27 protein-coding genes are annotated in these 26,010 nt (G+C 59.8%); 17 read left to right on the forward strand and 10 right to left on the reverse strand.

All coding sequences use genetic code 11. The annotated features are described in order from the left end of the window. Nucleotides 1–40: 40 nt before the first annotated feature. Together ACEVJK_RS07950 and ACEVJK_RS07955 are read left to right on the forward strand one after the other, a co-directional pair. Complete coding sequence (locus tag ACEVJK_RS07950; RefSeq protein WP_374740341.1) at nt 41–970, forward strand: glycoside hydrolase family 25 protein; 930 nt, start codon at nt 41–43, stop codon at nt 968–970. 23 nt (nt 971–993) lie between these two features. Continuing rightward, on the forward strand, nt 994–2,226 hold the full coding sequence (locus ACEVJK_RS07955) for a glycerate kinase (RefSeq protein ID WP_374740342.1): 1,233 nt from the start codon (nt 994–996) through the stop codon (nt 2,224–2,226). A gap of 62 nt (nt 2,227–2,288) precedes the next feature. Here ACEVJK_RS07955 and ACEVJK_RS07960 read toward each other — a convergent pair whose 3' ends face one another. Continuing rightward, nucleotides 2,289–3,371: a hypothetical protein gene (locus ACEVJK_RS07960; protein WP_240288397.1), complete on the reverse strand. Its 1,083-nt coding sequence runs from the start codon at nt 3,369–3,371 to the stop codon at nt 2,289–2,291. Nucleotides 3,372–3,734: 363 nt separating this feature from the next. Between ACEVJK_RS07960 and ACEVJK_RS07965 the strand changes: the two genes are divergently transcribed. From ACEVJK_RS07965 to ACEVJK_RS07985, 5 genes are all read left to right on the forward strand, one after another. Further along, a complete protein-coding gene (locus tag ACEVJK_RS07965; protein ID WP_147573267.1) occupies nt 3,735–4,118 on the forward strand; it encodes a GntR family transcriptional regulator in 384 nt (127 codons plus the stop codon). After that, nucleotides 4,112–4,999 (forward strand): ABC transporter ATP-binding protein, encoded by an 888-nt coding sequence (locus ACEVJK_RS07970; protein ID WP_147573265.1) that lies wholly within the window; start codon nt 4,112–4,114, stop codon nt 4,997–4,999. Before ACEVJK_RS07965 ends, ACEVJK_RS07970 begins: the two co-directional genes overlap by 7 nt. 12 nt (nt 5,000–5,011) lie before the next feature. Further along, the gene (locus tag ACEVJK_RS07975; protein ID WP_374740343.1) at nt 5,012–5,704 is read left to right on the forward strand and encodes a hypothetical protein; all 693 of its coding nucleotides are present in this window, start codon (nt 5,012–5,014) and stop codon (nt 5,702–5,704) included. Nucleotides 5,705–5,709: 5 nt separating this feature from the next. Beyond that, nucleotides 5,710–6,453, forward strand: a complete 744-nt coding sequence (locus ACEVJK_RS07980; protein ID WP_374740344.1) for a hypothetical protein — start codon at nt 5,710–5,712, stop codon at nt 6,451–6,453. A gap of 100 nt (nt 6,454–6,553) precedes the next feature. Beyond that, nucleotides 6,554–7,330, forward strand: coding sequence for an enoyl-CoA hydratase-related protein (locus tag ACEVJK_RS07985; RefSeq protein ID WP_147573259.1), 777 nt, complete (start codon nt 6,554–6,556; stop codon nt 7,328–7,330). Nucleotides 7,331–8,013: 683 nt separating this feature from the next. On the opposite strand, the gene ACEVJK_RS07990 is transcribed toward ACEVJK_RS07985, so the two are convergent. Continuing rightward, nucleotides 8,014–8,691 carry a DUF2461 domain-containing protein gene (locus ACEVJK_RS07990; protein ID WP_147573257.1) on the reverse strand — a complete coding sequence of 226 codons (678 nt, stop codon included), beginning with the start codon at nt 8,689–8,691 and terminating at the stop codon, nt 8,014–8,016. A 21-nt stretch (nt 8,692–8,712) separates the two neighbouring features. Continuing rightward, entirely contained in the window at nt 8,713–10,632 is a 1,920-nt protein-coding gene (locus ACEVJK_RS07995) for a VanW family protein (protein WP_374740345.1), read from the reverse strand. Between the two features lie 308 nt (nt 10,633–10,940). On the opposite strand from ACEVJK_RS07995, the gene ACEVJK_RS08000 reads away from it, so the two are divergent. Beyond that, entirely contained in the window at nt 10,941–12,083 is a 1,143-nt protein-coding gene (locus ACEVJK_RS08000) for a 5-bromo-4-chloroindolyl phosphate hydrolysis family protein (RefSeq protein WP_186851852.1), read from the forward strand. Between the two features lie 37 nt (nt 12,084–12,120). On the opposite strand, the gene ACEVJK_RS08005 is transcribed toward ACEVJK_RS08000, so the two are convergent. The 4 genes from ACEVJK_RS08005 to ACEVJK_RS08020 form a co-directional block, all read right to left on the reverse strand. Continuing rightward, nucleotides 12,121–12,390, reverse strand: a complete 270-nt coding sequence (locus tag ACEVJK_RS08005; RefSeq protein ID WP_186851851.1) for a hypothetical protein — start codon at nt 12,388–12,390, stop codon at nt 12,121–12,123. A gap of 5 nt (nt 12,391–12,395) precedes the next feature. Beyond that, on the reverse strand, nt 12,396–12,878 hold the full coding sequence (locus tag ACEVJK_RS08010; protein WP_147573249.1) for a dihydrofolate reductase: 483 nt from the start codon (nt 12,876–12,878) through the stop codon (nt 12,396–12,398). Nucleotides 12,879–12,891: 13 nt separating this feature from the next. After that, the gene (gene thyA, locus ACEVJK_RS08015) at nt 12,892–13,722 is read right to left on the reverse strand and encodes a thymidylate synthase (RefSeq protein ID WP_340406175.1); all 831 of its coding nucleotides are present in this window, start codon (nt 13,720–13,722) and stop codon (nt 12,892–12,894) included. 105 nt (nt 13,723–13,827) lie between these two features. Next, a complete protein-coding gene (locus tag ACEVJK_RS08020) occupies nt 13,828–14,076 on the reverse strand; it encodes a sporulation transcriptional regulator SpoIIID (RefSeq protein ID WP_147573246.1) in 249 nt (82 codons plus the stop codon). 109 nt (nt 14,077–14,185) lie between these two features. Between ACEVJK_RS08020 and ACEVJK_RS08025 the strand changes: the two genes are divergently transcribed. Further along, on the forward strand, nt 14,186–15,271 hold the full coding sequence (locus tag ACEVJK_RS08025) for a DUF2974 domain-containing protein (RefSeq protein ID WP_374740346.1): 1,086 nt from the start codon (nt 14,186–14,188) through the stop codon (nt 15,269–15,271). A gap of 56 nt (nt 15,272–15,327) precedes the next feature. On the opposite strand, the gene ACEVJK_RS08030 is transcribed toward ACEVJK_RS08025, so the two are convergent. Then, nucleotides 15,328–16,293: a D-2-hydroxyacid dehydrogenase gene (locus tag ACEVJK_RS08030; protein ID WP_374740347.1), complete on the reverse strand. Its 966-nt coding sequence runs from the start codon at nt 16,291–16,293 to the stop codon at nt 15,328–15,330. Nucleotides 16,294–16,450: 157 nt separating this feature from the next. Here ACEVJK_RS08030 and ACEVJK_RS08035 point away from each other — a divergent pair, with 157 nt between their 5' ends. The 8 genes from ACEVJK_RS08035 to ACEVJK_RS08070 all read left to right on the forward strand — a co-directional run bounded on the left by ACEVJK_RS08035 (nt 16,451) and on the right by ACEVJK_RS08070 (nt 22,923). Next, complete coding sequence (locus tag ACEVJK_RS08035; RefSeq protein WP_262670164.1) at nt 16,451–17,176, forward strand: DUF554 domain-containing protein; 726 nt, start codon at nt 16,451–16,453, stop codon at nt 17,174–17,176. Between the two features lie 127 nt (nt 17,177–17,303). Further along, nucleotides 17,304–18,143 carry a fumarate hydratase gene (locus ACEVJK_RS08040; RefSeq protein WP_374740348.1) on the forward strand — a complete coding sequence of 280 codons (840 nt, stop codon included), beginning with the start codon at nt 17,304–17,306 and terminating at the stop codon, nt 18,141–18,143. Between the two features lie 23 nt (nt 18,144–18,166). Next, on the forward strand, nt 18,167–18,994 hold the full coding sequence (locus ACEVJK_RS08045) for an alpha/beta fold hydrolase (RefSeq protein WP_374740350.1): 828 nt from the start codon (nt 18,167–18,169) through the stop codon (nt 18,992–18,994). A gap of 39 nt (nt 18,995–19,033) precedes the next feature. Further along, nucleotides 19,034–19,588 (forward strand): Fe-S-containing hydro-lyase, encoded by a 555-nt coding sequence (locus ACEVJK_RS08050; RefSeq protein ID WP_147573238.1) that lies wholly within the window; start codon nt 19,034–19,036, stop codon nt 19,586–19,588. Between the two features lie 218 nt (nt 19,589–19,806). Next, entirely contained in the window at nt 19,807–20,463 is a 657-nt protein-coding gene (locus ACEVJK_RS08055) for a Crp/Fnr family transcriptional regulator (RefSeq protein WP_262670168.1), read from the forward strand. Between the two features lie 39 nt (nt 20,464–20,502). Beyond that, a complete protein-coding gene (locus tag ACEVJK_RS08060; protein ID WP_374740351.1) occupies nt 20,503–21,579 on the forward strand; it encodes an ABC transporter substrate-binding protein in 1,077 nt (358 codons plus the stop codon). Then, nucleotides 21,566–22,345, forward strand: a complete 780-nt coding sequence (locus ACEVJK_RS08065; protein ID WP_374740352.1) for an ABC transporter permease — start codon at nt 21,566–21,568, stop codon at nt 22,343–22,345. Before ACEVJK_RS08060 ends, ACEVJK_RS08065 begins: the two co-directional genes overlap by 14 nt. Further along, nucleotides 22,342–22,923 carry an ATP-binding cassette domain-containing protein gene (locus tag ACEVJK_RS08070; protein WP_374740353.1) on the forward strand — a complete coding sequence of 194 codons (582 nt, stop codon included), beginning with the start codon at nt 22,342–22,344 and terminating at the stop codon, nt 22,921–22,923. The genes ACEVJK_RS08065 and ACEVJK_RS08070 overlap by 4 nt, the downstream gene beginning before the upstream one ends. A gap of 46 nt (nt 22,924–22,969) precedes the next feature. Here ACEVJK_RS08070 and nrdG read toward each other — a convergent pair whose 3' ends face one another. Both nrdG and nrdD read right to left on the reverse strand, forming a co-directional pair. Beyond that, nucleotides 22,970–23,488, reverse strand: coding sequence for an anaerobic ribonucleoside-triphosphate reductase activating protein (nrdG, locus tag ACEVJK_RS08075; protein ID WP_262670173.1), 519 nt, complete (start codon nt 23,486–23,488; stop codon nt 22,970–22,972). 104 nt (nt 23,489–23,592) lie between these two features. Then, entirely contained in the window at nt 23,593–25,719 is a 2,127-nt protein-coding gene (gene nrdD, locus ACEVJK_RS08080; RefSeq protein WP_186851839.1) for an anaerobic ribonucleoside-triphosphate reductase, read from the reverse strand. Nucleotides 25,720–26,010: the final 291 nt, after the last annotated feature.

Genomic DNA, 26,010 nt, shown 5'->3' on the forward strand with positions numbered 1-26,010 from the left:
ACCTGCTTCCCCACACAGGGCCAGACAATGAGGTGAGATCATGGACCAGAACAAAATACCAGAGGCGCCTCGTCCCCCAGGACGGAGGGCGGTGCCCCGCTCCTCCGGATGGGGAAAGCGTCTGGCGCTGGTCTGCGGCCTGACCGCCCTTGCGCTGGGAGGCGGTGCCATGCTGCTCACCCTGTTCCTGGGCGGCAAGCAGCCCCCGCCTCCTGTCACCTTTTCCTACCGGGACCAGATATTGACCGCGATAGATGGTCTGGCTGTGAACCGCTACGGGACCGAAGGCTTCTCCACCGATCCACTGGGCCGGGTGTCCTATGAGCGGGATGGCCTTTTGGCCAAGGCGGGTATTGATGTGTCCTTTTACCAGGGGGAGATCGATTGGCAGGCCGTAGCGGCGGACGGCGTGGACTTCGCCCTCATTCGTCTAGGCTACCGCGGCTACACCGAGGGAGGGCTGTTCCTGGATTCCTCCTACGAGTCCAACATCCAGGGGGCCCTGGAGGCTGGACTGGAGGTGGGCGTCTACTTCTTCTCCCAGGCCATCACCCCCCAAGAGGGGATGGAGGAGGCCCAGTTCGTGCTGGACACCCTGGCTGGCTGCGACATCACCTACCCCGTGGTCTTTGACTGGGAGCCCATCACTCCCGGCAATGGCGCCCGCACCGACGGGCTGGACGGTCAGACTCTGACCCAGTGCGCCGTCTCCTTCTGCCGGACCATCCAGGAGGGTGGGTATCAGCCCATGGTCTACTTCAACCAGGACCAGGGCTATCTCACCTACGACCTGACCCAGCTAGACCAGTGGCCCTTCTGGCTGGCGGAATACGACCAGATCCCAGGCTTTTATTATCACTTTGATTTTTGGCAGTACACCCACACCGGCACGGTAGCTGGCATCCAGGGAGAGGTGGACTGGAACCTGGACCTGCGCCCGACTGCCCTGCCGGAGGAACCGGAAGAATAAATTTATTTTGGGAGGCGGCGACAATGCGGCTGAGAAATGACTGTAACACCATTGTCCGGGAGGCCATCGCCCAGGTCCGGCCGGATGCGGCAGTGGCTCGGGCTCTGGCCGGAAAAGAGTTCGGCTCGGGGAAGCTCATCCTTGTAGCGGTGGGTAAGGCGGCCTGGTCCATGGCCCACGCGGCCTGGGAAAGTCTGGACCGCAAACCGGATGGGGGCATCGTCATCACCAAGCACGGCCACAGCGAGGGTCCCATCGGAAACCTGGAGGTCTGGGAAGCGGGCCATCCGGTCCCCGACGACGGCACCTTTGCCGCCACCAGCCGGGCCCTGGAGCTGACCCAGGATCTCAAGCCGGAGGACCGTGTTCTGTTCCTGCTGTCCGGCGGCGGCTCTGCCCTGTTTGAAAAACCCATCATCTCCACGGAGGAGCTGCAGGACATCACCAGGCAGCTCCTGGCCTGTGGAGCGGATATCACAGAGATGAATACCATCCGCAAGCATCTCTCCACTGTCAAGGGGGGCCGTTTTGCCCTTCACTGTGCCCCGGCCCAGGTCTTCGCGGTGGTGCTGTCCGACATCATCGGCGACCCGCTGGATATGATCGCATCTGGTCCCGCCTACCCCGACAGCTCCACCAGCGCCCAGGCGGAGGCCATTGTGGCCCAATACGGCATCAGGCTCTCCGCGGAGGCCGCCGCCGTTCTGGCTCAGGAGACGCCCAAGGCCCTGGACAACGTGGAGACTCAGATTACCGGCAGTGTCCGGGAGCTGTGCCGGGCCGCTGCCGACGTGTGCCGCCAGCTGGGATATGAGCCCGTAGTCCTTACCGACAGCCTGACCTGCCAAGCCAGGGAGGCGGGCTCCTTCCTGGCCTCTATCGCCCGGTATCACCAGGACAGCGGGCGGTCCCTGGCCTTCCTGGCCGGTGGGGAAACGGTAGTGAAGCTCACTGGGGCCGGCAAGGGCGGCCGGAACCAGGAGATTGCCCTTGCCGCGGCCGAGGGGATCGCCGGACTGAGGGACACCGCCGTCTTCTCCGTGGGCTCTGACGGGACGGACGGCCCCACGGACGCCGCCGGCGGCTTTGTCACTGGGGAGACCCGTGGCCAGTTGGAGGAGAAGGGTGTATCCATCTTCCAGGTCCTCCAGGACAACGACGCTTACAACGCCCTGGCCGCCTGTGACGGGCTGATCGTCACAGGGGCTACGGGCACTAATGTCAACGACGTGGCCATAGCCCTGATCCGCCGGTAACGGCACAAATACCTTGATATACAGAAGTCCCCGGTGTCCAGACAGGATACCGGGGACTCTCTTTATATTTTCAGGATCTCGTCCCCTACAGACTGTGCCATCTGGTCTACCAGTTGGAAATCTACAAAGGGGTTGTAGAGGGCCTCCAGGTCGTCGTGCATGGCCTTGGCCTGGGCCAGAGACTCCACCGCCTCCTCCGCCAGAGCGGCGGACACCTTTTTGGCGAAGCGAAGTCTGGGCCGGCTGTGCCGGAGGATCTCCCGGTCCGCGGCCGCGTCCAGCCGGATCCGGCGGTATGGGCTCCCTGGGAAGGGCAGGACGGAGGTAGAGGTCAGGAAGGCAAGCCCCAGCTCCGGCACCAGCAGGTGGGCCAGCCGGTCAGGGGCCATGGGATCGGGGCAGGCCACTATGTCATAGCCCCCGGCGGCCCCTCCGGCCAGGATATGGACCAGCAGCTCATGGGCCAAGCCGTAGCTGTCCACCAGCTCATAGATCCGGTCACACTGGGCGGTCGCTGTATCAAACAGCGTCATCGCTCCCTTGTGTGTCACCGCGCCCAGGAATCTCTGCTTTACCTGTCCGCTCTGGACGCCTTTACGCTTTTTGAACTCCCGGGACAGGATACCATGGGCTCGTTTGGCCAGCTTCTCCCCCAAAACGTCAGTAAGTAGAGTGGACCGCACATCCTCGAAGATCTCCGCCGACGCCCCCAGGCATCGATAGGCCCGCTGGTAGCAGCCCTTATAGCCCGTCATACAGGACATGATCTCCTGGCGTCGGACCGCCAACCCCTCCTTGTCATAGCAGTCCCCCATGTTTACATACCGGTCCACTACGCCGGGATACTTGGGCTCCACCACATGGGGAGCGGTCCCGTCCACCAGGGCTACCCCTAGCTGGGGGAGCAGCAGCGCGTCCAGCGAATCCGGATCTCCGGAGCATAGGATGTACTCGGTATCCAGACCTTCCTCCTCCATCCGGGCCCCTACCCGGCGCATCAGGGTGGATTTTCCACAGCCCGGACCGCCCTTTAGGATATAGATAGTCCGGGCCCGTTCAGGCTGGATGAGTTCAGGGTAAAGAGAGTAAAAACCAGTGGGGGAATTGGCCCCCAAAAAATATTGGATTTTAGGCAAAGAAGTCATGACCGACCCTCCGTATCAACGAATCTGTACCCCAGACTATGCCGCGGCGGCCCAAAGGGTGAGGAAGCCGCCCCCCTCCCCTGTCTCTTTTTTATGTACAAAAAGGTCTTGACTTTTCTCCTCATCGGTGATATGGTTAATTACACAAGTAATTAACAAACGAACAGAAAGCGTATGGGAGCCTAAGGTCCAGAAGAGGGGCACTATCTCATGGAAAAATCAACGTCTGGATAAAAGAGCACAAAAAGTAGAGGGGCGGTATCGCCTGTTGCGCTATTTCATCGTTGCGGTCTATAGCATTTTGCTGTAACGGCTCCTGGATGCTCTCCGCCGCGCGGAGGAAACAATTATGGAGGTGATCATGTGCATGGAATCCTGAACGATCAGTCCCTGATCTATCTACAGATCGCCCGGATGCTGGAGGACGACATCTTACGGGGGATCTACCAGGAGGAGGAGCAGGTGCCCTCCACCAATGAGCTGGCACGGGGCTATAACATCAACCCAGCCACGGCGGCCAAGGGTATCAATATGCTGGTGGCCGATGGGATCTTATACAAAAAAAGAGGGATCGGTATGTTCGTATCCCCAGGAGCAGGTGATACTGTGAAACAAAAAAGGAAGGCCGCCTTTTACGACGGATTTGTGAAACCGCTGGTCAAAGAGGGAACCGCTATCTCTCTGACCGGAGAGGAACTGCTGTCTATGGTGGACCGTGCGATCAAGGAGGGAGAGCAATCATGCTGACCGGAATTTTAAAGGCTCAGGGTCTGTATAAATCCTATAAGGACAAAGAGGTACTCCATAATCTGGACCTGACAATAGAACCAGGCAAGATCTATGGCCTGATCGGCCGGAACGGGGCGGGCAAGACCACTCTGCTGGGCATCCTCACCGCCCAGAACACCAAGGACCGGGGCGAGGTGACCTACGACGGACAGCCCGTCTGGGAAAACCAGGCGGCACTGGACAACATCTGCTTCTCCCGCGAGCTGCAGCCCACCCTGTTCTCCGGGCAGAACAATCTGAAAATCCGCCACTATCTCCGCTCTGCGGCCATCTACTACCCCGGTTGGGATAGGGAATACGCCCAGCGGCTATTAGAGGAATTTAAGCTGGACGAGAAAAAGAAGATCTGTCAGCTCTCCAAGGGGCAGATGTCCATGGTGACCATCCTCATCGCCCTGGCCAGCCGGTCTCCCATCACCATCCTGGATGAGCCGGCGGCGGGACTGGATGTGGTGATGCGGGAGCGGTTTTACCAGCTTCTGCTGGACGATTTCGCCCAGACCGGACGGACCTTCCTGGTGTCCACTCACATCATCGAGGAGGCCGCCTCCGTCTTTGAGCGGGTCATCATCCTGGATGAGGGCCGTATCCTGGAAAACTGCCCCACCGAGGAGCTGGTGGGCCAGTTCCGCTACATCTCCGGCCATGAGGATGTGGTAGATCAGGTATGCGCCGGGTTGGAGGTGCTGTCCACCCATCAGATGGGCCGGCACAAGACCGCAGCCGTCCGGGGGAGCGGAGTTAAGCTCCAGGACGCCCTCAAGGCCGATGTAGATGTGTCCCCCATGAACCTTCAGAACGTGTTTGTGGCCCTGTGCGGACATGGGGACACCCAGTGAGGAGGGACACCAATGTTGAAATCCTTTCGCTTTCTCTTCCAGTTCGCCTGGATCAATCTGGCCTGCCTGCTGGGCTTCGCCGTCCTTGTAGTAGTGGGCTGCTACGCCACCGGGGTGCCCGGTGGGGCGAGCAATCTGTTCGCTACCTACTATGGCGCCTTTCCCCTGGTCACCCTGTTCGTCCTATTCCTTTTCGCCTTTTCCCTGTGCACCAGCAACCTGAATCTGGGGCTGTCCTTTGGGGCCCGGCGGCGGGACTTCTTCTGGGCCGTGCAGGGAGTGCTGGTCGTGTACACCGGGTTCTGCTGGGCCGCGCAAGTCCTGCTGGCTGCTCTGCCCCAGTTGGGCGGCTGGATTGAGGAGGGCCGTTGGACTTTGATCCGGGCCTTTTACGGAGGGACGCTGTGGGTGTTCCCTCTAGTATGTTTGACCATATTGGTGCTGGGCTGTCTGGGCGGGCTGGTGTCCGCCAAGTCCAAGGTCTGGGGCGCCGTCATCCTCTCCGTGTCCGTCATCGCCCTGCTCATGGGCTCCATCCTTCTGGCCCTCATGGCCGATCTGGACGCCTGGTCCTTTCTGATGGGCAGCGCCTGGAGCGGTATGTGGGGCAGCCTGCCCGCCATTCTGACCATCGGAATGTTAGCGACGCTGGCCATTGGTGAAGTCGTTATATGGCGGCAGATTTTCCGTTTTGCAGTGAGGTGATCGGGATGCTGAAAAAAGTGATACGGCTCAACCTGGACGACCTGTTTCTGTGTCTGGGCGTGGTAACCGGACTATTTGTGTTGATCCAGGGCGTGATAGCCGCGGTCCTGCTCCTCTCCGCTGAGAACAGCGGCATCATGATCTCCGGGACCGTACTTCCCATCGTGGCGGGTATTATGGCTCTGGTTGTAACGGTAGCGGCTATGGGGGTGAGCTTTGAACAGGCCATCCGCTTTGGCCAGACCCGCCGCCGAGCCCTGGGGATGGAGCTGGGGAGGAGCCTATTCATGGGTGTCTGCTCCATGGGCATGGCCGCTCTGCTCACCGCACTGGAGCATATGGTGTCCCCGGTACTGTGGCTGAAACTGACCGGCCTGCCGGGGCTGTCCCTGGAGGGCATCCCCCCTATGCCCGAGCCCAGTCTACGCGCTCCCGTGGACCCCGCCTGGGAGAGCACTCTATTTATCGAGGACTTCACCCTGAACTGGTGGTGGTGGCCCGCCATTCTGGTCTTTGCTCTATCCTGCGGCCTCATTATCGGCGCAATCATGCAGCGCTACGGTGCCAAGGGTGGCTGGATCATCTGGGGTATCTGGATGGCGGCCTGTTTTGGCCCCCAGCTGGTGGGTAGAAGCGCCTATTTCATCGGCGATATGAGCCAGATCATGGTAGTTTTCTGGGTGGCGCTGACTGTAGTAGGTGTAATCTGGTCCTTCTGGTCCCTGCTTCACGCGGCAGTCCGGTCATGACGCCACTTTTCCCTTGCTGTTCTGTTCAGGATAGGCTATAATACAAGAAAACAGGCAAAATGATCCTTAACACGGAACAAAAACAAGGAGGAAACAAGCTATGTCTTTTGTCACCCTTGAGCAGAAGGGCCCCGTGGGCATCATCACCATGAACCGGCCCGATGCCCTCAATGCGCTGAATGAGCAGGTACTTCGGGATCTGGACGCCGTCCTGGACCAGGTAGAGGAGCGTGAGGATATTCTGGTGGCCATCGTCACCGGAGCCGGCCGCTCCTTCGTAGCCGGCGCGGACATCGGCCAGATGTCCACCCTCACTTCCGTGGAGGCCAAGAAATTCGGCGCTTACGGCAATGGGGTCTTTCTAAAGCTGGAAACTCTGACCAAGCCCACCATTGCGGCCGTCAACGGCTTTGCTCTTGGAGGCGGGTGTGAGCTGTCCATGGCCTGCGACATCCGCCTCGCCAGTGAAAAGGCCAAGTTTGGCCAGCCGGAGGTAGGTCTTGGGATCACCCCTGGCTTTGGGGGAACCCAGCGTCTGGCCCGGATCGTGGGCATCTCCAACGCTATGGAGCTGATCCTCACCGCCAGGACCATCGGCGCCGCCGAGGCCAAGGAGTTGGGCCTGGTGAGCCATGTCTATCCCCCCGATGAGCTGATGGACAAGGCTCTGGAGCTGGCCAACGCCATTGCATCCAACGCCCAGGTAGCCGTCCGCCAGTCCAAGGCCGCCATCCGCCGGGGGCTCCAGACCGATATTTACACCGGCGCCGCCTATGAGAGCGAGGCTTTCGGCCTCTGCTTTGCCACCGAGGACCAGAAGGACGCCATGCGCGCCTTCGTCAATAAGGAGAAGCTCACCTCCTTCAAAAACCGCTGATCTCTCCAGAAACAAAGCCCGCCTGAAAACGGCGGGCTTTCTCTTTTTCAAAATGGGCATAAAAAAAGAGCCCTTTGGCTCCACACCTCCAGCTCCCCGCCTGTCCACGGTGCTCTTTGAAAAAGAAATGACCCTTGACTGCCCGTTTCGTAATCCGTTGCAGCCAAGGGTCATTTCTGGTGGTTCTTGTTATCTAACATCAATTGTTTACCTCTCTTTCTACAGAATCGCCATACCACATCTCGCCGGTCCCGGTCCTTGTATCTCTCCCAAATCATTGTGGCCGCTTCTGCGGCTCTTCCTCATATGTGAGGCATCTTGCGGCGGAACATATACCTGACCTTGCTCTGTGGTATGTCCCTGTGCTGGTGTTTCCGCTCCGAGAAGATTCTTTCTGTCCGATGTCATTGGCATATGGGACTTTCCTCAAATGTTCTTCTGGTTCTCCTCTTTCTGATTTTTATGCTTCTCGGCCTTGCATCACAGCATCAGGTGCGGGGACTTTCTTAATACATTGGACTCATCCTTTCTGGCTATAATGTACCACATCTCCACTCTATTGTCAATAGTATTTGTGAGAAATTTTCAAAATTTTCTGTGCCGTCAGCTCTACAGCACAAGTCTTAAACCCCCATCCTGCAAAAAGCGCCCCAAGCCGAGGCCGGAGCGCTTTTTCTCTGTATTCAGATCTCAGGCGGAGGCGCGTCCCCGGCCAATGTCTGGAGATACTGGTAATAGGGCACCAGAAATCGAAACCCCTCCAGCACCTGGTCCGCCAGTTCAGGGCCGAACAGGGGGCCCTCACAGTTGTGGTCGCTGGAGATGACCAGCTGACGACTGTTATACCAAGGAAACAGAAGCTTTCCCGGGTCCCCCTTGGGCCGCTTATACTGCCGGCCCTCCAGCGCAAATTCCCCCTGCCTCTCCAGCCTTCGGGCCAGCTTCTCCAGAGGTTTTGGGTCCCGGTCGATGCGGGCCCGGAGCTTGGCCATGGTTACCGGAGGCAAATCCCAGGCTCCCATGCCATAGCTGTAATACTCCGGGGCGATCTCAAAGTAGAAGCTGGGCTCCGCCCCCTCGTTCTCGTTCCGGCGGCGCAGGGAAAACCAAAGGTGGTCCTTATAGGGCCCGCGGCCAAAGAGCCGCCGGGCATCCCGGTAGATACGGCTCACCTTCAGCTCCAGTCCAAGCTTGGGGAATTCTTCCGTCATGGCCTGACTCACCTGAGCGGCCAGCTCCCGCATGGGGGCGTCCACCAGAGTCAGGAATTCCTCCTTGTGGGCTAAAAACCAACCTCGCTCGTTGTTGAAACGGATGCCCCACAGAAAATCGATGGCACCCTGGGAAAATCCTTGGAACATCGTCCTCTTCCTCTCTGTCTGTCAGGTCGCCGCCTCCGTATTCTGGCCAGAGGATGCCTCCTCACCCTGGCTGGAGGGCCGCTCTCCACCACTCACTCCCTCCGTCTGGGTTTGGTCGCTCTCGCCGGCGTCCGTCTGCTCAGATGCCGGCTGGTCCTGTGCGGGCTGGTCCGTCCCAGCCTCCCCTTCTCCGGTACCGGGGACGGCTCCGCCCTCTGTGCCGGGGCCTGCTGTCCCTCCGGTCTCCGTACTGGAGTCCACAGGAACCTCTGTCCCAGGGTCAGTGCCGGGCTGCGGCGGCTTGCCGTCTGGCCAGGTGCTGGGGTCGCCGTCGGCCGGGTTATAGTGATACAGGTTGGGGCGCATACTGTATTTGCTGCTCCCCATATCCTGCTTCTCCAACAGATTGCCGTCTTTGTCGTAAATATATCGATAAGTGTGGGCGCTCCAGCCGGTGTAAGCGTACTGCTCCTTATCCAGCACCAGGGTACCCTTTGGAACACTGGGGTCTGGCTCATACTTGGTGGTGGGCGCCACTTTGTCAAAGACGCTGCTCTTGGGGATGGCGTAGATGCCATCGGGGTTGGTACCATAGATCTTCACATTCAAATACCGGCTCCCGTTGGAGTCATAGCTGCTGGTCACGATCTTGACGGGGTACTCGGTATTGTTTTTGAACCGGAAGTCCAGAGAACCAAAATATACCGTGGCGTCCATGCCCAGATCCACATAACCAGTATTGAACTGATGGTCGTGCCGCTCCACGACCTCCAGCGGGGTATGAAGAACGGCATAGTAAATGGTGGAGGAGGTCTGGCAGATGCCTCCGCCGATGTCGTCCACCGACTTTCCGGCCTGGTAGGTGGGGGCGTTTTTATAGCCCTTTTCCGGCGTACGGCTGCCGGTGGTATTGTTGTAGGAGAACTCCTGTCCAGGTAGGAGGATCACGTTATTGCAGGCTTCGGCGGACAGCTTGACGTTGAACTTGCGGTTGGCCGAGCCAGTCACCCTGGTGGTTCCCTCCCCCAGCAGGTCCTGAAACAGCTTTTCTTCCAGGCTCGCCTTAGTCTCCTTGGGTTGGGTCAAGGTAACGGGGATAGAGAAGGTCTCCCCCTCCGCGGCCCCCTCATAGGCGGCCTTCAGGGCATCCACGTCAAAGTCCACCCCCACCACATGGTCGGTGATCTGAAAGGTATCCGGGTCCATCTGGGCACTGACCGGCTCGGTATGGAACTGAGTATAAATCTCATCAAAGTCGGGTTCCTGGGGAGGTATCTCCTCGGGGTAAAGCTGCCGCTCCACCTCCGCGTTCCCCTCTTGGCCGCCACCCAGCTTCTGCTCCATCGCCTCCTCCAGCGCGGAAAAAGCTCCCTCCCGGGCAGACTCCCGGTCCAAGCTCACCCCGGTGCGGCCCTTGGTCATCACCAAACGGTCCCCCTCCAGACGCCAGGCGGCTCTGGTCACATCACCGTCCAGATCCTGTTCCATCTGGTCCAGCAGGCGCTCCAGTTCTGTTGTTTCCATACTTCTGGTTTCCACCGACCACTGTTTGCCCAAAAGTCTGGCGGCGTACTGCCCTCCCTGGGTCAGAAAGTGATCTCTGCCGTCTGTATAGGCCGCCTGCGCCGAGGCGGACCAGTCATAGTTCATCTGGGAGGCGGTGATGGTGCCCCGCCACTCCCCGTAGGTGATAGTCCCGGCAATCTCATCTCCATGCTCCGCCATGGCCTGATCCAGCGCCTTCCGAGCCTGCTCCACGGTCATGCCGGACACATCCAGACCGGCGATGGTCGTGTTGGGAAAGATCCGGTCCATCGTTCCCACCCAGGCGCACAGCCCCAGATATGCCATCAGCAACGCACCCAGAACTACGCCTGTCACGATAAGCCACGTTTTCTTTTTTCCATTCTCCGGCGCCTTCATCACGCGCTCGCCTTCCATGCTATCCCTCCAAGGAAGCCCTTATTGTGACAGGGCCTCCCTCTATTTTCTATCTGGGCAAAAAGCCAACTGCGCTTATTATATCACCCAAACTTGCCTGATACAATTACAGAACAGTTACAACCTGATGCCTTTTTCTGCACCTTTTTCCCTTGTTAGGAAAAAAAGCGTCTGCCATTTACTTTTATGCGCCGCTGCTGTATGATAGTAGCGCTGGACCCATTCATTGATTTTTAAGAAAATTTAAATTCCATTTTGGGAAAGACCTGATATGATAAAGATATAAGCATCCGCTGGGGGGACTGACTGTGGCAAACACCAACAAGGGAAATGAGAGATCGGGGGATATGGCCTATTGGGCGATTGCCGCCGTACTGCTGTTCACTGGAGTCGCCGCTCCCGTGGCGATTCTGATGATCGTACTCAAGCTGATGGGCAGGGGAAAGCGCGGCCGGCACCCCTATTACACCCAGCGTGACCAGGCCGCCCCTGTGGGGGCTAGAACGACCACGTTCCAAGAGGAGCCGTCCACATCCAAGGGAAAGGGAAGAAAAAAATCTAAGGCCCAGCAGGACCTGCTGTCTAAACTGGCTAAGGACGGCAAACGGCTGACTCAGGTAGGCGGCGCTCTGGCCATCTGCTTTGGAATGATCACTCTAATCAACGGGGTAGAAAATCTGTGGATGCTTCCTGATATTAGCTGGTATCTGTCAGGCATCCTCGTTCCCCTGTGTTTCGCCTGCGGCGGCCTCGGCTGCCTATGGGCCGGCGTACGAAAAAACAAGGAGGCTCGACGCTACCGCAATTACTTGGCTGTCATTGGGACCCGGCAGTCCATCGCCATATCCACCCTGGCTTCCGCTTCCGGGCTGCCTCCCCGCCGGGTCCGGGACGATCTGGCCGATATGCTGGGGGAGGGGATCCTGCCCCAAGGCTTTTTGGATTATGGTGGGGACCGGCTGGTCCTCAGTGCTGATGGGCTGTCCGATTCCCAGCCCAAGGAGGAGGCTCCCTCCCAGCCCCTCCACCAGGAGGAGAACGCCATTCTGACAGAGATACGGGCAGTCAACGAGGCCGTGGACAACGAGAAGCTGTCTGCCCAGATCGACCGGATCGGGGTCATCACCGCCAAAATCCTGGACTATCAGAAATCCCATCCGGAGAGTTCTCCCCAACTCCATAGCTTTTTGAGCTATTACCTGCCCACCACCCTGAAGATCCTCCGGGCCTATGGACAGTTGGAGGACCAGGAGATATCCGGAGAGAACATTGCTGCCGCCATGGAACGCATAGAGGGTATGATGGATAAGGTGGTGGATGGCTTTGAAAAGCAGCTGGATCTCCTCTTCCAGGGGGACGCCATGGACATCACCGCCGATGTAGAGGTGCTGGAGCGGATGCTGGCCAAAGACGGACTGTCCGGCCAGGAGGGTATGACACTAGGACTGTAAAAAGATTCCGGTACCGCTGGTACCGGAATCTTTTTACTTACCCATGGTGATGACGGCCGCTGACGTGGTGTTCGCCCCGGCCGGGCGTCTGACAGCCTATCCAGTTGTCACAGACACCATCCCCATCCTCATCTGTGAAGTTCATATTCCGCCGGCCAGCACAGCGACCGTATAGGCCGTCGCCGTCCCCATCACAGTGGATCCAGGGGGCGGATATTTCCGTCCGGCCTTGATGGTGCGCAAACACAGTGCCCCCCACAGTCAGTGTCAGAGCACAGGCCAGCCCGGCCGCAATCAGTTTTTTCATGGTCGTCATTCCTCCTTTCGATAAGTCACATACCGGAACTTGACTCCATCTTCCTCCTGGGATTCGCTCTCCTCTGATATCCTCCACTCCGGACGGCTATCCAGGTCGGGGAACCAGCAGTCAGCCGCCGGGAAGGCAGCTTCTATTTTCGTCACATAGGCGGTGGAACATTGGTCCAGGAGGGCCCGGTACACCGAAGCGCCGCCGATTACAAAGCTATCCTCCGGCGCCGCGGCCAGCAGGGCGTCCATGTCGGGATACACCTCCGCCCCCTCCGGGGCGAAGCCGGGGCTGCGGGACAGAATCAGGTTCCTGCGTCCCTTTAGGGGGCGGCCGCCGGGAAAGGTGTCCAGGGTCTTTCGGCCCAAGATTACCGGGTGCCCAGTGGTCAACGTTTTGAATCGCTTGAGGTCCTGGGAGATGTAGATCAGCTGATCCCCTCCCCGCCCAATGGCCCAGTTCTGGTCCACCGCCACAATCAGTTCCATAGCAGATCCACCTCTATACGGCTACCGGGATCTTTTGATCCAGGGCATGGGCCTGATAACCCTCCAGCCTCACACTGGAGGGGGTAAAGCTGTAAAAGTCTGTGACGGAGGGCTCCAGGATAAACCGGGGGGCCTCATAGGGCTCCCGCTCCAGCAGCTCCTCCACTACGGGCACATGACGGTCATAGATGTGGGCGTCCGCGATGACGTGGATCAGTTCCCCCGCCTCCAGTCCGGATACCTGGGCCAGCATGTGCAGGAGAACGGCATACTGCATCACGTTCCAGCCGTTGGCGGTGAGCATATCCTGGCTGCGCTGATTCAAGATCCCATTGAGGGTGCGGCCCGACACATTGAAGGTCATAGAGTAAGCGCAGGGGTAGAGGGCCATCTCGGAAAGGTCGTGGTGGTTATACAGGTTGGTCATGATGCGGCGGGAGGCGGGATCGTGCTTTAGGTCCCACAGCACCTTGTCCACCTGGTCCATATCCCCCTGGGGGTAGTGGTGCTTCACCCCCAGCTGATAGCCGTATGCCTTGCCGATTGAGCCATTTTCGTCTGCCCATGCGTCCCACACATGGCTGTTCAGCTCATGGATGTTGTTGGATTTCTTCTGCCAGATCCACAGCAGCTCATCCACCGCTGACTTCAGGAACTGCTTCCGGACCGTCAGAATGGGAAATTCCTTCCGTAAGTCGTAACGGTTGACCACGCCGAACAGCTTGACGGTGTGGGCGGGCGTGCCGTCCTGCCATCGGGGGCGCACCTCCCGGTCCGTATCCCACACCCCATGGGATAGGATCTCCCTGCAATTCTGGATGAATATCTGGTCTGCGTAGCTCATGGGCCTTGTCCCCCTTCAAGATTCACATTCAGGCATATGATATCATAGGAGGAAGCAAAAAGCAATCGGGGCCGCCCGGTGGCGTCCCCGATCCACTGTCCGTTCTCAGGCCCCTTTGTATTTCTTCCGGGTGGCGATCCCTCCCCGAATGTGCCGCTCGGCCTTGTTCTCCTCCAGGACTCCCTTGACCTGGAGGTAGAGTGTCCTGTTGAATACAGGCAGCCGCTCGGCCAGGTCCTTATGTACGGTGCTCTTGCTGATTCCAAACTTCTGTGCGGCGGTACGGACCGTGGCCCGGTTCTCTATGATGTAAAGAGCTAGGCGCTGGGCCCGCTCCTCCATGTTTCCTTTCAAAAACAACACTCCCCGCCTCTTGTTGGTCCATCCTATGCGGTGGTGGGCGGGGATATGCGGGAAAGGGGGCTGGAGGACGCCGTTTTCCCCGGAAAGGAGCCTGAAACCTTTGTCCGATCTGTTCGACTACCTGGCCTGGCGGGGAGATATCCCCATGAGCCAGGCCCCCTTCAACCCGGTGGACGGCCTGATTCTGTCCATCCTGTCCTATGTCCACTTCGACAACCTGGTCCCTCCAGACCTGCGCGGTCCTATCTCTCTTGGAAAGGCGGCGGAAACCTATCTGGCCCTGCCAGAGGGGCGGCGAGGCCGTGTCCGATGCCCTTCGGACCGAAAGCTACTGGCCGCTCTGGCCCGATGCCGCCGCTTTTCTCCCCTGGGATTGGCCTTCGCTCAGGACCGCTTTGTTCCGGAGGAGGAGATGCAGTTCGCCGCCATCGCCGTTCTGTTGGAGGATGGCTCCGCCTTTCTTTCCTTCCGGGGCACCGACGCCACCCTAGTGGGCTGGAAGGAGGACTTCAGCATGAGCTTCCTGGACGCTGTCCCCGCCCAACAGGCGGCCCTGGACTATGTGGAGCGGTTTGCCTCTCTCTTTCCTGGCTCCCTCCGGCTGGGCGGCCACTCCAAGGGAGGCAATCTGGCTGTCTTTGCCGGCGCCCTGGCCCGGATCAAAGTACGGGACCGGATCCTGGCCATCTACAACAACGACGGCCCCGGCTTCACCCGGTTGGTGCTGGACAGTCCGGGCTACCAGGAGCTGCTGACCCGGCTGCACACCTTCATTCCCCAGTCCTCAGTGGTGGGACTGCTGTTGGAACACGACGAGCCCCATACCGTGGTGCGGAGCCGCCAAATCGGCCTGCTCCAGCACGACCCTTACTCCTGGGAGGTGGAGGGGGGCTCCTTCGTCCAGGCGGAAGAGATCACTCCCGGCAGCCGGATGGCCGACCAGGCTATTAAGGGCTGGCTGGCCGGTCTGTCCCCCCAGGAGCGGAGTCAGTTCGTGGACTCCCTCTTTCAGCTGCTGTCCGCCGGAGAGGCCAGCACCACCGCCGACCTGCTTCAGCCCAGGAACCTCCAGGCCGCCCTGCGCTCTCTGGCGGACGACCGGGACGGGACCCGCCGGACGCTGGCCGAGGGGTTGATTCAGCTGGCCCGGTCGGCCGCTTCAGTATGGAGGGAAAACGTGCCCTGAACGCAAAAGAGCCGCCCATGTTTTCATGGGCGGCTCTGCTGCTGTTTTCCAGTTTTTCAGCGGTTGACCACGTTGATGGGGGCGCCGGCCAGATAGGCCTTGACGTTCTCCACCGCGGTATCCATGATGCGCTGGCGGCTCTCCTTGGGGGCCCAGGAGATGTGTGGGGTGATGATGCAGTTCTTGGCCTTCAGGAGAGGGTTGTCGGCACGGATGGGCTCGGTGTACACCACGTCCAGGCCGGCGGCTCCCATCTTGCCGGAGTTCAGGGCGTCGGCCACATCCTGCTCGTGGATGAGCTGGCCACGGGCATTGTTGATCAGAATGACGCCGTCCTTCATCTTGGCGATGGAGTCCTTGTTGATCATGCCGGTGTTCTCGGGCGTCAGGTTGCAGTGCAGGGAAATGACATCGGCCCTGGCATACAGGGTATCCAGGTCCACATACTCGGCGATGGCCCGGCCGGAGTCGTTGGGATACAGGTCATAAGCCACCACGTTCATACCAAGGGCCTTGGCGATCCGGCCCTCAGCCTGACCGATGCGGCCAAAGCCGATGATACCGATGGTCTTGCCCTCCAGTTCGATCAGGGGATAGTCCCAGTAGCACCAGTCTACACAGTTGGCCCAGTTGCCGGCATGGACGGAGGCGTCATGGTGGCCGATGTGGTGGCAGATCTCCAGCAGCAGGGCGATGGAGAACTGGCTGACGGAGGCGGTACCGTAGGTGGGCACGTTGGTGACGGGAATGCCCTTTTCCCTGGCATAAACATAGTCCACCACATTGTAGCCGGTGGCCAGCATACTGATCATCTTCATGTTGGGGCAGGCGTCGATAACCTTTTTGGTAATGGGAGTCTTATTGGTAAAGACCACCTCGGCGTCGCCGATGCGGGCGATAGCCTCGTCCTCATCAGTGAGGCTGCTACGGTCATAGACAGTGAGCTCGCCCAGCTTTCCCAGCTCGTCCCAGCTCAGGTCACCGGGGTTTTCCGTATAGCCGTCCAATACTACGATTTTCATAAAATATTCCTCCTCTTGGCCCTGGGCCGAATTTTTATTAATTGTATCATATCATCCTACCTAATGCAAATTCTTTTCCTTTGACATTTTCCGTCGAAGCACTATAATAAATCCAGTCGCGCGGGGCCACATCGGCCCCGGCTGGGAGGGATCGTCTTTGGCGGGGATTGGTACTGTGGTCAATGTTCTGGCCATTCTGGCGGGAGGCTGTGCCGGCCTGGTCCTGAAGGGAGGACTCAAGGCCCGCTATCAGCAGGCTGTGATCCAGGCCATGGGCCTGTGCATCATTTTCATCGGTGGAGCTGGCGCCCTGAACGGGATGCTGTCGGTCCGGGACGGGGTACTCACTGGGCTGGACACCAGGGGCACTCTGGGCATGATACTGGCCCTCGCCGCCGGCTCTCTGCTGGGTGAGTGGCTGGATCTGGATGGCCGGATGGAGCGGCTGGGGGGCTGGCTGAAGGAGAAGGCCTCCCGTGGGGAGGATAGTCAGTTCATCCAGGGCTTCGTCACCGCTTCTCTCACGGTCTGTGTCGGGGCTATGGCCATCGTAGGCTCCATCCAGGACGGCATGACCGGAGACCCCTCCACCCTGTTCACCAAATCCGTCCTCGACCTGATCATCGTCATGATCTTCTCCTCCACCTACGGCAAGGGGGCTGTCTTTTCAGCTCTGCCCGTAGGTGCGCTCCAGGGCACAGTCACTCTGTGCGCCGGACTTCTGGCTCCGGTGTTCAGCCCCGCTGTGGTGGACAATCTGTCCTTTCTGGGCTCTATCCTCATCTTCTGTGTAGGCGTCAATCTTGCCTTCGGCAACAAGTTTAAGGTCGCCAACCTGCTCCCCGCGCTGGTGGTGGGGGCGCTATACACCGCCCTGGTATGAACAGCCGGACCGGCTTTTGCCCGGTCCGGCTGTTTTCCTGGAACTAACAGCAGAAAATTGAATTTCACACTGGGCTATGTTACAATCATCCCAATCAAACGATTATCCATTCCGGGAGGTAACCAATATGAGGACCATTTCTTCCGCCGCCGTCACCGACGCAGTGGCCCGGTTGTGTGTCCGGGCCAACACCCAGCTCCCCCCCGACGTCGTGGCCGCCTTGGCCCGGAGCCGCCGTGAGGAACCTTGGCCCCTGGCTCAGGAGACATTGGGCCTGCTGTGGGACAATCTGGAGCTGGCCGGGGAGAAGGAGCTCCCCATCTGTCAGGACACAGGAATGGCCTGTGTGTTTGTGGAGCTGGGCCAAGAGGTCCATATTCAGGGGGACTTTGAGCAGGCCATCCACACAGGAGTCCAGCGGGGCTACGGGGAGGGCTATCTCCGCAAATCCATTGTGGCCGACCCCCTGCGGCGGGTAAACACCGGGGACAACACCCCCGCCGCCATCACCCTGCGGCTGGTGCCGGGGAACAGATGCACCATCACCGTGGCTCCCAAGGGCTTCGGCTCGGAGAACATGAGCCGGCTAGCCATGCTCAAGCCCGCCGACGGGGTGGAGGGCGTCCGGCGCTTTGTGGTGGACACCGTAAAGCAGGCCGGCTCCAACCCCTGTCCCCCTGTGGTGTTGGGTGTGGGCATCGGCGGCTCCTTTGACAAAGTGGCCGCCATGGCCAAGCACGCTCTCCTCCGTCCCATTGACCAGCCCAATCCGGACCCCTTCTACGCCGCCCTGGAGGCGGAGCTGCTGGAAGAAATCAACGGCCTGGGCATTGGGCCCCAGGGCTTCGGCGGCCGGACCACCTGCCTGGGGCTGGCCGTAGAGACCGCCCCCACCCATGTGGCGGGGCTGCCCGTGGCGGTGAATGTCAGCTGTCACGTCACCCGCCGGGCCTCGACTGAACTGTGAGCGCTCATCGGGAGGTGCCCGCCATGGACGAAAAAATGATTGCCATAGACGGCCGGAGCCTCCAGGTATCCTGCACGGGCGTCGGACCGGTCACCCTTCTCATTCTGTCCGGTTCCAACATTCTGTTCCCCGGACTGGAGTATGCCCCTCTGGCGGACGCTCTGAGCCCATGGTACTCGGTCCTCATCCCCTCCAAATTCGGCTATGGACACAGCGGCCTGACAGATGCCCCCAGAGATGTAGACACTATGGTAGAGGAATACCGCGGCGTGCTGGCCGCCTTGGAGCGCCCTCTTCCAGTGGTGCTGGCCGCCCACAGCATGGGCTTTCTGGAGGCCCTTCACTGGGCCCGCAAATATCCGGAGGAGGTCTCCGCTCTGGTTGGGCTGGACCCCGCTGTACCGCAGGTCTATCAGCACATGGAGCTGGAGACTGTCCATCGCCGGCTGGAGGACCTCCATCGCTCCAGTTGGAAGCGCGGGCTGCTCTTCCGCCTTACCTCCCGCGCCCTGCTGAGGCGCTTCCCCGCCTCGGAACGGAGGGAACTGGCCCCTGCCGCCCGCCGGAACTTCGTCAGTGTCGTATGGGTCAATGAGGCAAGGGACCTGCCCCGCTCCATCCGTCAGGTACAGCAGGAGGGGCCGCCAGCCTCTGTCCCCGCGCTGTTCCTGGTTTCCAACGGCAAGGGCACCCCTCTCCCCCAGGAGGAATGGCGGATGTGCGCAAGAACGTATCTCTCCGCTTTTTCCGTCTCCTCTCTCCATCTGTTAGACCTTCCCCACGATCTGTACCGCTGCCGCCCACAAGAGCTCGCGGATACGATCCACCGCTTTCTGTCGGACCACCTGTAACCCTGTATACCCATCCAATCAGTTAAGGAGGCTGTTTTCATGCAGTATCGTCTGACCACCCCGGTGTCAAAGGATGACTTAGCCCCCCTCCGGGCGGGAGACACCGTTCTGCTGTCCGGGCCGGTCTACACCGCCCGGGACGCCGCCCATCAGCGCATGATGGAGCTGCTTGACCGGGGGGAGCCCCTGCCCTTCCCTGTGGAGGGCTCCGCCCTGTACTATGTGGGCCCCACCCCAGAGCGCCCCGGACAGGTCATCGGCTCCGCCGGCCCTACCACCAGCGGCCGGATGGACGCCTACTCCCCCCGCCTGCTGGACCTGGGCCAAGCCGTCATGATCGGCAAGGGCAAACGCAGCCAAACAGTCAAGGACGCCGTGGTCCGGAATGGGGCCGTCTACCTGGCCGCCCTGGGGGGCGCGGGGGCCTTGATGGCGTCCAGCGTGAAGGCGCTGGAGGTCCTCTGCTGGGAAGATCTGGGCTGTGAGGCCGTGCGCCGCCTGGAGGTGGAGGACTTCCCCCTTACCGTTATCCTGGACGCCCACGGCGGGGATCTGTATGAGAGCGGCCCGGCGGCCTATCTGGCCAGCCGATAAAGGACGACAGCGCAGCGGAAGGCGGCCCTGCCGCTATCACAGAGCAGCCTGCCCACCTCCAGAAGCTGAGTCGGAGGGTGGATGGGATCTTCCGTCCGGAGCTGTACGCTCCAGGGAAGGATCGACTCCCTGGCCCCGGTTCTGGAACCCAGAGCCGGGGTTGACTTTTCCTCTCCCCTGTCATACAATCATTCTGTATCAAATAAGACAGTTTGGAGGTGCCTGTTCTGCCGCTGAACCAAGAAGATTGGGAGATTCTGGAGGGCTGCCCGCTCCTTCGGCACTGCTCCCCCGCCCTGTTGGACCAAATCACACAGGAGGGCCGGCTGGAGTTCTTTCCCACCGGGGCCATGGTGTATAGTCCAAGCCATTTTTGCCGCTGCCTGGGCATTCTGCTAGCCGGCAGGCTTCAGGTCACCAAGGGGACTTTGACCGTCAGCTATCTGGAGCCTGGGGATCTGTTTGGAGCCGCCGCCCTGTACACCGAGGCTCCGGAATTTGTTACCACCATTACCGCTCGGCGGAGCAGCCGCTGCCTGATGCTGCCTCAGAACAGCATGGACCGCTTACTGGCTCAGGACGGGCCGCTCCGGGAAAACTACCTGTGCTACCTCACCGGCCGAATCCGCTTTCTGTCCGGCAGGCTGCAATCCCTGGTCCAGTCCGGAGCCGAGGGAAAACTGGCTCGGTACCTGCTGGCCAATGTCCGGGAGGGGCAGCTCACCTGTGCCGCCACCGACCTGGCCCGGCGGCTGGGCTTGAGCCGTGCCTCCCTCTATCGGGCTTTCCAGTCCCTGGAGGAGAGCGGCCTCATCTCCCGCCACGGAAAGACCATCTCCATCTCCGACCCGGCCGGTCTGGAAGGGTTCCTGTGAGCTTCTGTCCCCACCGCTCTATCAGAAAGGATGATCCACATGAAACGAAAACTCTCTCTCTTGCTGTGCGCCGCCCTGGTGCTGGCCAGCCTAGCCGGCTGTAAACCAAGCGCCAGTAAGAACGACTCCTCCAGCTCTGCCTCCGGGGACATCTCCTCCGGCGGTTCCTCGTCAGGCGACTCGTCCCAGGAGATTCCCGGCCCGTCTGATATTCCGGAGATCAACTTTATGGTCCTCAGCGGTCCTACCGGCGTCGGGGCCGCTTATTTGGTGGACAGCTACGCTGCCGGCAGCGCCCCCACAGACGCCCCATTTACTTTGAACACTACTGTTGTGGCGGACAACAATCAGGTCACCGATGCCCTGGTCAATGGCTCCGCCGATGTGGCCGCCATCGCTACCAACGTGGCTGCCAATCTGTACACCAAAAGCGATGGGGCCATTCAGGTGTTGGCGGTCAACACTCTGGGGGTGCTCTATATTCTGGAGAAAGGGGACAGCGTCCACTCTATGGCTGACCTGCGGGGCAAGACAATTTACGCCACTGGCCAGAGAGCAAACCCGGAGTATGTATTGGACCATCTCCTCACGGCAAACGGGGTGGACCCCTCTACCTTAGACATCCAGTGGATGACCGCCCAGGAGGTTTCGGCTAAAATGGTTTCCTCGGAACAGGCCATCTGTATGCTCCCTGTCCCCGCCGCCACCGCCCTGATGGTACAGGACACCGGCGTTCGTCAGGCCCTGTCCCTGTCTGACGAGTGGGAGAAACTGGATCAAGGGGTCCTGCCCATGGGCTGCGTGGTAGCCCGGACCGAATTCATCCAGGAAAATCCCATGCTGATCGACGCTCTGCTAGACCTGTACGGCGACTCCATCACCTTCATGACGGAGGAGGGCAACGCTGCTGACGGAGCCGCCCTGGTGGCGAAATACGGCATCGCCCCCAATGAACAGGTGGCCCAGGCGGCCATTCCCCAGTGCAATCTGACCTTCTTAACGGGCCAGGAGATGCGCGCCGCTCTGGAGGGCTACTACGCCGTCCTATTCCGTACCGACCCCGCTTCCATCGGCGGCGGGATGCCCTACGACGCCTTCTACTATGGCGGGGAGTAAAGGGCGGCCCAATTTCATCCGCGCCTTGCTGCCCCCGGCCTTCTGGCTGGGGGCTTGGCAGCTTGCCGCCTGGTTGGTGGAGCTTCATGTGGAGGGCCGGGGGAACGAACTGCTCCTTCCCTACCCCCTCACCGTGTTGGCCGCCCTGGCCGCTCTGGTAGGACAGGTTTCCTTCTGGGCCTCCGTGGGGGCCACCTTTCTCCGGGTGGCAGCGGGCCTGTTCGCCGGAGTGGTGCTGGGCGGACTGCTGGCCGGTCTCACCTGCGCCAGCTCCTGGTGTGCCCGGCTCCTGTCCCCGCCCATCCGAATCATCCGGGCCACCCCAGTGGTCTCCTTTATCCTGCTGGTCCTGCTATGGACGCAGCGGGACCAGGTACCTGCCATCATCTCCGCCCTTATGGTTCTGCCGGTTACGTGGGAGAACCTGGTCCACGGCATCGAGGCCACTGACGCCCAGCTTCTGGAGCTGGCCCGCGCCTACCGCTTCTCGCGGAGCAAGGCCATACGGCTGATCTATCTCCCCTCTCTCCGGCCATACTTTCTCTCCGCCCTCATCACCTCTGTGGGTCTGGCCTGGAAATCCGGTGTGGCCGCCGAGGTGCTATGTACCCCCTCTTTGGCCATGGGCACTCAGATTTACAGTTCTAAGCTCTCTCTGGAAATCCCGGATCTCTTTGCCTGGACCGCTGTGGTGGTGGCCCTCAGCCTGGCGCTGGAGCGTGGACTCCGGCTGATGCTGGAGCAGAAGGGGGGGACTCAGTTGTGATCTCCTGTCGATCACTCAGCGTCTCCTTTGGAGAGAAAAAGGTGCTGGACCGCTTTTCCCTCTCCCTCCCCGATGCCGGCATCACCGCCCTGCGGGGTCCCTCCGGCTGCGGCAAGACCACCCTGCTGCGGGTGTTGGCCGGTCTGGAGCGGCCCCAGAGCGGCACGGTCTCCGGCATCAGTCCCAGGGAGATCGCTATCCTGTTTCAAGAAAACCGCCTTCTCCCCTGGCGGTCGGTGGGACAGCACCTCACTGACGTACTGCCCAAGGATCGCTGGAAGGACGTGTCCCGACTGCTGGAGTTGGTGGAGCTGGGCGGCGAAGCATCCGTCTATCCCCCCGCCCTGTCCGGCGGCATGGGCAGACGGCTGGCTCTGGCCCGGTGCCTGTCCCTCCCCGCCCGGCTCTATCTGCTGGATGAGCCCTTTGCCGGGGTGGACCGGGAGCGGGCCGGGCGTATCATGGACAGGATGAGGACATTGGGCCTGCCTATCCTGCTGTCCAGTCACGAGGAGGATATCCTGTCCATGGCGGACCGGGTTATCCCTCTGGATGGCCCTCCCCTGCGCCTCCTCTAATAAAACGGGAGCCCCGGCTGTACCGCCGGGGCTCCCGTTCTCTATTTTATTCCGCGCCGTCCCACAGCACTGCCGCCCCCGCTCTCAGTGAAGCGGGCACGTCAATCAACCGCTGGTTGGACGATCCCCGGAACCGGAGGGACAAATCCTTCTTTTCCAGGACAAAGGGCCCGTCCACCAGTACATCCAGTTCCTTTAACAGCTCCTGGCTGTATTCTCCCACCTGGCTGTCCCGAAGGCTTTCAAACAGATAGCCGGAGTAGCACCAGATGTCCTTTTCTGGAAACCGGGCTCGGACCGCCCGGACCAGTTCCAGCACCGCCCGCTGGTTCTGAGGCTCGAAGGGCTCGCCCCCCAGCAGGGACAAACCACGAATGTAGGGTTTGGACAGGCAATCCAGTATCTCCTGTATCTGCTCCCCGCCGAAGGGCTGACCGTATGCGAAGTCCCAAGTCTCCGGGTTAAAGCACTCTTTGCAGTGGTGGGTACAGCCAGACACAAAGATGGAAGTCCGTACCCCCGGCCCATTGGCCACGTCGATGGGGCGAATGTCGGCATAGTTCATGGCAAAACCTCCAAACTTTCCGGAATGAGGAATAAGGAGTTAGAAATGGGAACACGGGGGGGCAACGGACCCATCACAGCCGACCTCCTCAATTTCTAATTCACTTAAAGGTGCAACACTCTGGACTTGATCTCCTTGGTTTTGCCCACGTTCCAGTAGTTCTCTCCCAGATAGCCGCAGGTACGGCGGGTGACGTTCATCTTGGACCGATCCTTGTTGTGGCAGCAGGGGCACTCCCACTGGTTGTCGTCGTTGATGACGATCTCCCCGTCGAAGCCGCACACCTGGCAGTAGTCGCTCTTGGTATTGAACTCGGCGTATTGGATATTGTCATAGATGAAGCGGACAACCTCCTTCATGGCCTCCAGATTGTGGCGCATATTGGGGATCTCCACATAGGAGATGCACCCGCCGGTGGAAATCTTCTGGAACTGGCTCTCAAAGGTGAACTTTTCAAAGGCGTCGATGTGTTCCCGCACGTCCACATGATAACTATTTGTATAATACCCCTTGTCAGTTACGTCAGGTATCGTGCCAAACCGCTCCTTATCAATGCGTGCGAAGCGGTAACACAGAGATTCGGCGGGTGTGCCATAGAGGGCAAAGCCGATATTCGTCTCCTTCTTCCAGTCGTCACAGGCCCGGCGCAGCCGGTTCATCAGCCTGAGGGCGAACTCTGTGCCGCCCGGCTGGGTGTGGGAGCAGCCCTTCATCAGCTTGGTCACCTCGTACAGCCCGATATAACCCAGAGAGATGGAGGAGTACCCGCCGTACAGCAGTGGCTCAATGGGAGCCCCCTTGGGCAGGCGGGCGATTGCCCCGTACTGCCAATGGATGGGTGAGGAGTCGGACTTCACGTTTTTCAGCGCGTTGTGCCGGCACATAATGGCCTCGAAGCACAGGTCCAGCCGCTCCTCCAGCAGCGTCCAGAACTTCTCCTCATCCCCCCTGGCCAGAATGCCAATCTGGGGCAGGTTGAGGGAGACCACTCCCTGGTTGAAGCGGCCCTCGAACTTATAATTCCCATTCTCATCCTTCCAGGGGGCCAGGAAGGAGCGGCAACCCATGGGCGAGAACACGTTGCCCTCATAGTTCTCCCGCATCTTCTTGGCGGAGATATAGTCGGGGTACATCCGCTTGGCGGAGCACTTGACGGCCAGTTCCGTGATGTAGTCATATTTGCCCCCTTTGAGGCAGTTGTGCTCGTCCAGCACATACACCAGCTTGGGGAAGGCGGGGGTGATATAGACTCCCTTTTCGTTCTTGATGCCCTCCAGCCGCTGGCGCAGCACCTCCTCCACGATCATAGCGTTCTCTTCCAGATAGGGGTCATCTTCCTGGAGGTTGAGGAACAGAGTGACAAAGGGAGACTGTCCGTTGGTCGTCATCAGGGTATTGATTTGATACTGGATAGTCTGGACACCGGATTTCAGCTCATCCCGCAGACGGTCGGCCACCAGCCGCTCCAGGGTAGCCTCGTCCACCTGTCCGGCACATTCATAGGCGATGTGCTTTTTGAATTTCTCCCGGCTGCGGCGGAGATACTTGCCCAGATGGCTCATATCCACGCTCTGCCCTCCGTACTGGTTGGAGGCCACGCAGGCGATGATCTGGGTGGTGACGGTACAGGCCACCTGGAAGCTCTTGGGGCTCTCGATGAGCTTGCCGTTCATCACAGTGCCGTTGTCCAGCATATCCCCAATGTTGATGAGGCAGCAGTTAAAAATGGGCTGGACAAAGTAGTCTGCATCGTGGAAGTGGATGGTCCCCTCGTCGTGGGCCTTGGAGATATGCTCGGGCAGCAGGATGCGCCGGGTCAGATCCCGGCTCACCTCCCCGGCGATATAGTCCCGCTGGGTGGCTGCGATCATGGTGTTCTTGTTGGAGTTCTCCTCTGCCAGCTCCTGGTTCTCGTTGCGCAGCAGAGAGAGGATAGACTCGTCGGTGGTGTTAGCCTTGCGTACCAGGGCCCGGTTATAGCGGTAAATGATGTAGGTCTTGGCCAGGTGGAACTTGTTTTCCTCCACCAGCCCCTGCTCCACCAGGTCCTGGATGTCCTCCACCAGCATCCGCTGGCGCTTGAGTCCCTCGATGTGGTCGATGATGGCGTCGATGCGCGCCCGGTCAAGCTGTTCCTCCGGCGGCACCTCGGCGTTGGCCTTTTCGATGGCGGTAACGATCTTGCTTCGGTCATAATCCACGATGGTCCCATCGCGCTTGATCACTTTCATAGCTGGTCTCCCTCTCCCGTATCTTTATGGTATACTATCTAACCGGCGGCATGGCCGCCAGACACTGTCAGGGGAGAAGTATACCATGTCCTTTTTGTTTTGTCCACTACATCTTGTATGTCGCCTCTTATTTTTTACCAACGGATACAACATATATTTTTTGAAGAAACGAGAGAAAACGGGAACTTTCTTTCCTCTTTCTGGCCTTTTTGGTTGATACAAGGGCCAAAGTGTGATATACTTTGTAACGAATTTCGGCAAATCGCCGGATTGACCCTTATTTGTCCCGGC

The sequence above is a fragment of the Flintibacter sp. P01028 genome, from assembly GCF_041925235.1.
Lineage (GTDB): Bacteria > Bacillota > Clostridia > Oscillospirales > Oscillospiraceae > Lawsonibacter > Lawsonibacter aceti.

Bases quoted from the DNA above. Each gene is read 5' to 3' on its own strand.
- ACEVJK_RS07950 (WP_374740341.1), top strand. From the start codon at position 41: ATGGACCAGAACAAAATACCAGAGGCGCCTCGTCCCCCAGGACGGAGG.
- ACEVJK_RS07955 (WP_374740342.1), top strand. From the start codon at position 994: ATGCGGCTGAGAAATGACTGTAACACCATTGTCCGGGAGGCCATCGCC.
- ACEVJK_RS07960 (WP_240288397.1), bottom strand. From the start codon at position 3,371: ATGACTTCTTTGCCTAAAATCCAATATTTTTTGGGGGCCAATTCCCCC.
- ACEVJK_RS07970 (WP_147573265.1), top strand. From the start codon at position 4,112: ATGCTGACCGGAATTTTAAAGGCTCAGGGTCTGTATAAATCCTATAAG.
- ACEVJK_RS07975 (WP_374740343.1), top strand. From the start codon at position 5,012: ATGTTGAAATCCTTTCGCTTTCTCTTCCAGTTCGCCTGGATCAATCTG.
- ACEVJK_RS07980 (WP_374740344.1), top strand. From the start codon at position 5,710: ATGCTGAAAAAAGTGATACGGCTCAACCTGGACGACCTGTTTCTGTGT.
- ACEVJK_RS07985 (WP_147573259.1), top strand. From the start codon at position 6,554: ATGTCTTTTGTCACCCTTGAGCAGAAGGGCCCCGTGGGCATCATCACC.
- ACEVJK_RS07990 (WP_147573257.1), bottom strand. From the start codon at position 8,691: ATGTTCCAAGGATTTTCCCAGGGTGCCATCGATTTTCTGTGGGGCATC.
- ACEVJK_RS07995 (WP_374740345.1), bottom strand. From the start codon at position 10,632: ATGGAAGGCGAGCGCGTGATGAAGGCGCCGGAGAATGGAAAAAAGAAA.
- ACEVJK_RS08005 (WP_186851851.1), bottom strand. From the start codon at position 12,390: ATGAAAAAACTGATTGCGGCCGGGCTGGCCTGTGCTCTGACACTGACT.
- ACEVJK_RS08010 (WP_147573249.1), bottom strand. From the start codon at position 12,878: ATGGAACTGATTGTGGCGGTGGACCAGAACTGGGCCATTGGGCGGGGA.
- thyA (WP_340406175.1), bottom strand. From the start codon at position 13,722: ATGAGCTACGCAGACCAGATATTCATCCAGAATTGCAGGGAGATCCTA.
- ACEVJK_RS08030 (WP_374740347.1), bottom strand. From the start codon at position 16,293: ATGAAAATCGTAGTATTGGACGGCTATACGGAAAACCCCGGTGACCTG.
- ACEVJK_RS08040 (WP_374740348.1), top strand. From the start codon at position 17,304: ATGAGGACCATTTCTTCCGCCGCCGTCACCGACGCAGTGGCCCGGTTG.
- ACEVJK_RS08045 (WP_374740350.1), top strand. From the start codon at position 18,167: ATGGACGAAAAAATGATTGCCATAGACGGCCGGAGCCTCCAGGTATCC.
- ACEVJK_RS08050 (WP_147573238.1), top strand. From the start codon at position 19,034: ATGCAGTATCGTCTGACCACCCCGGTGTCAAAGGATGACTTAGCCCCC.
- ACEVJK_RS08060 (WP_374740351.1), top strand. From the start codon at position 20,503: ATGAAACGAAAACTCTCTCTCTTGCTGTGCGCCGCCCTGGTGCTGGCC.
- ACEVJK_RS08065 (WP_374740352.1), top strand. From the start codon at position 21,566: ATGGCGGGGAGTAAAGGGCGGCCCAATTTCATCCGCGCCTTGCTGCCC.
- nrdG (WP_262670173.1), bottom strand. From the start codon at position 23,488: ATGAACTATGCCGACATTCGCCCCATCGACGTGGCCAATGGGCCGGGG.
- nrdD (WP_186851839.1), bottom strand. From the start codon at position 25,719: ATGAAAGTGATCAAGCGCGATGGGACCATCGTGGATTATGACCGAAGC.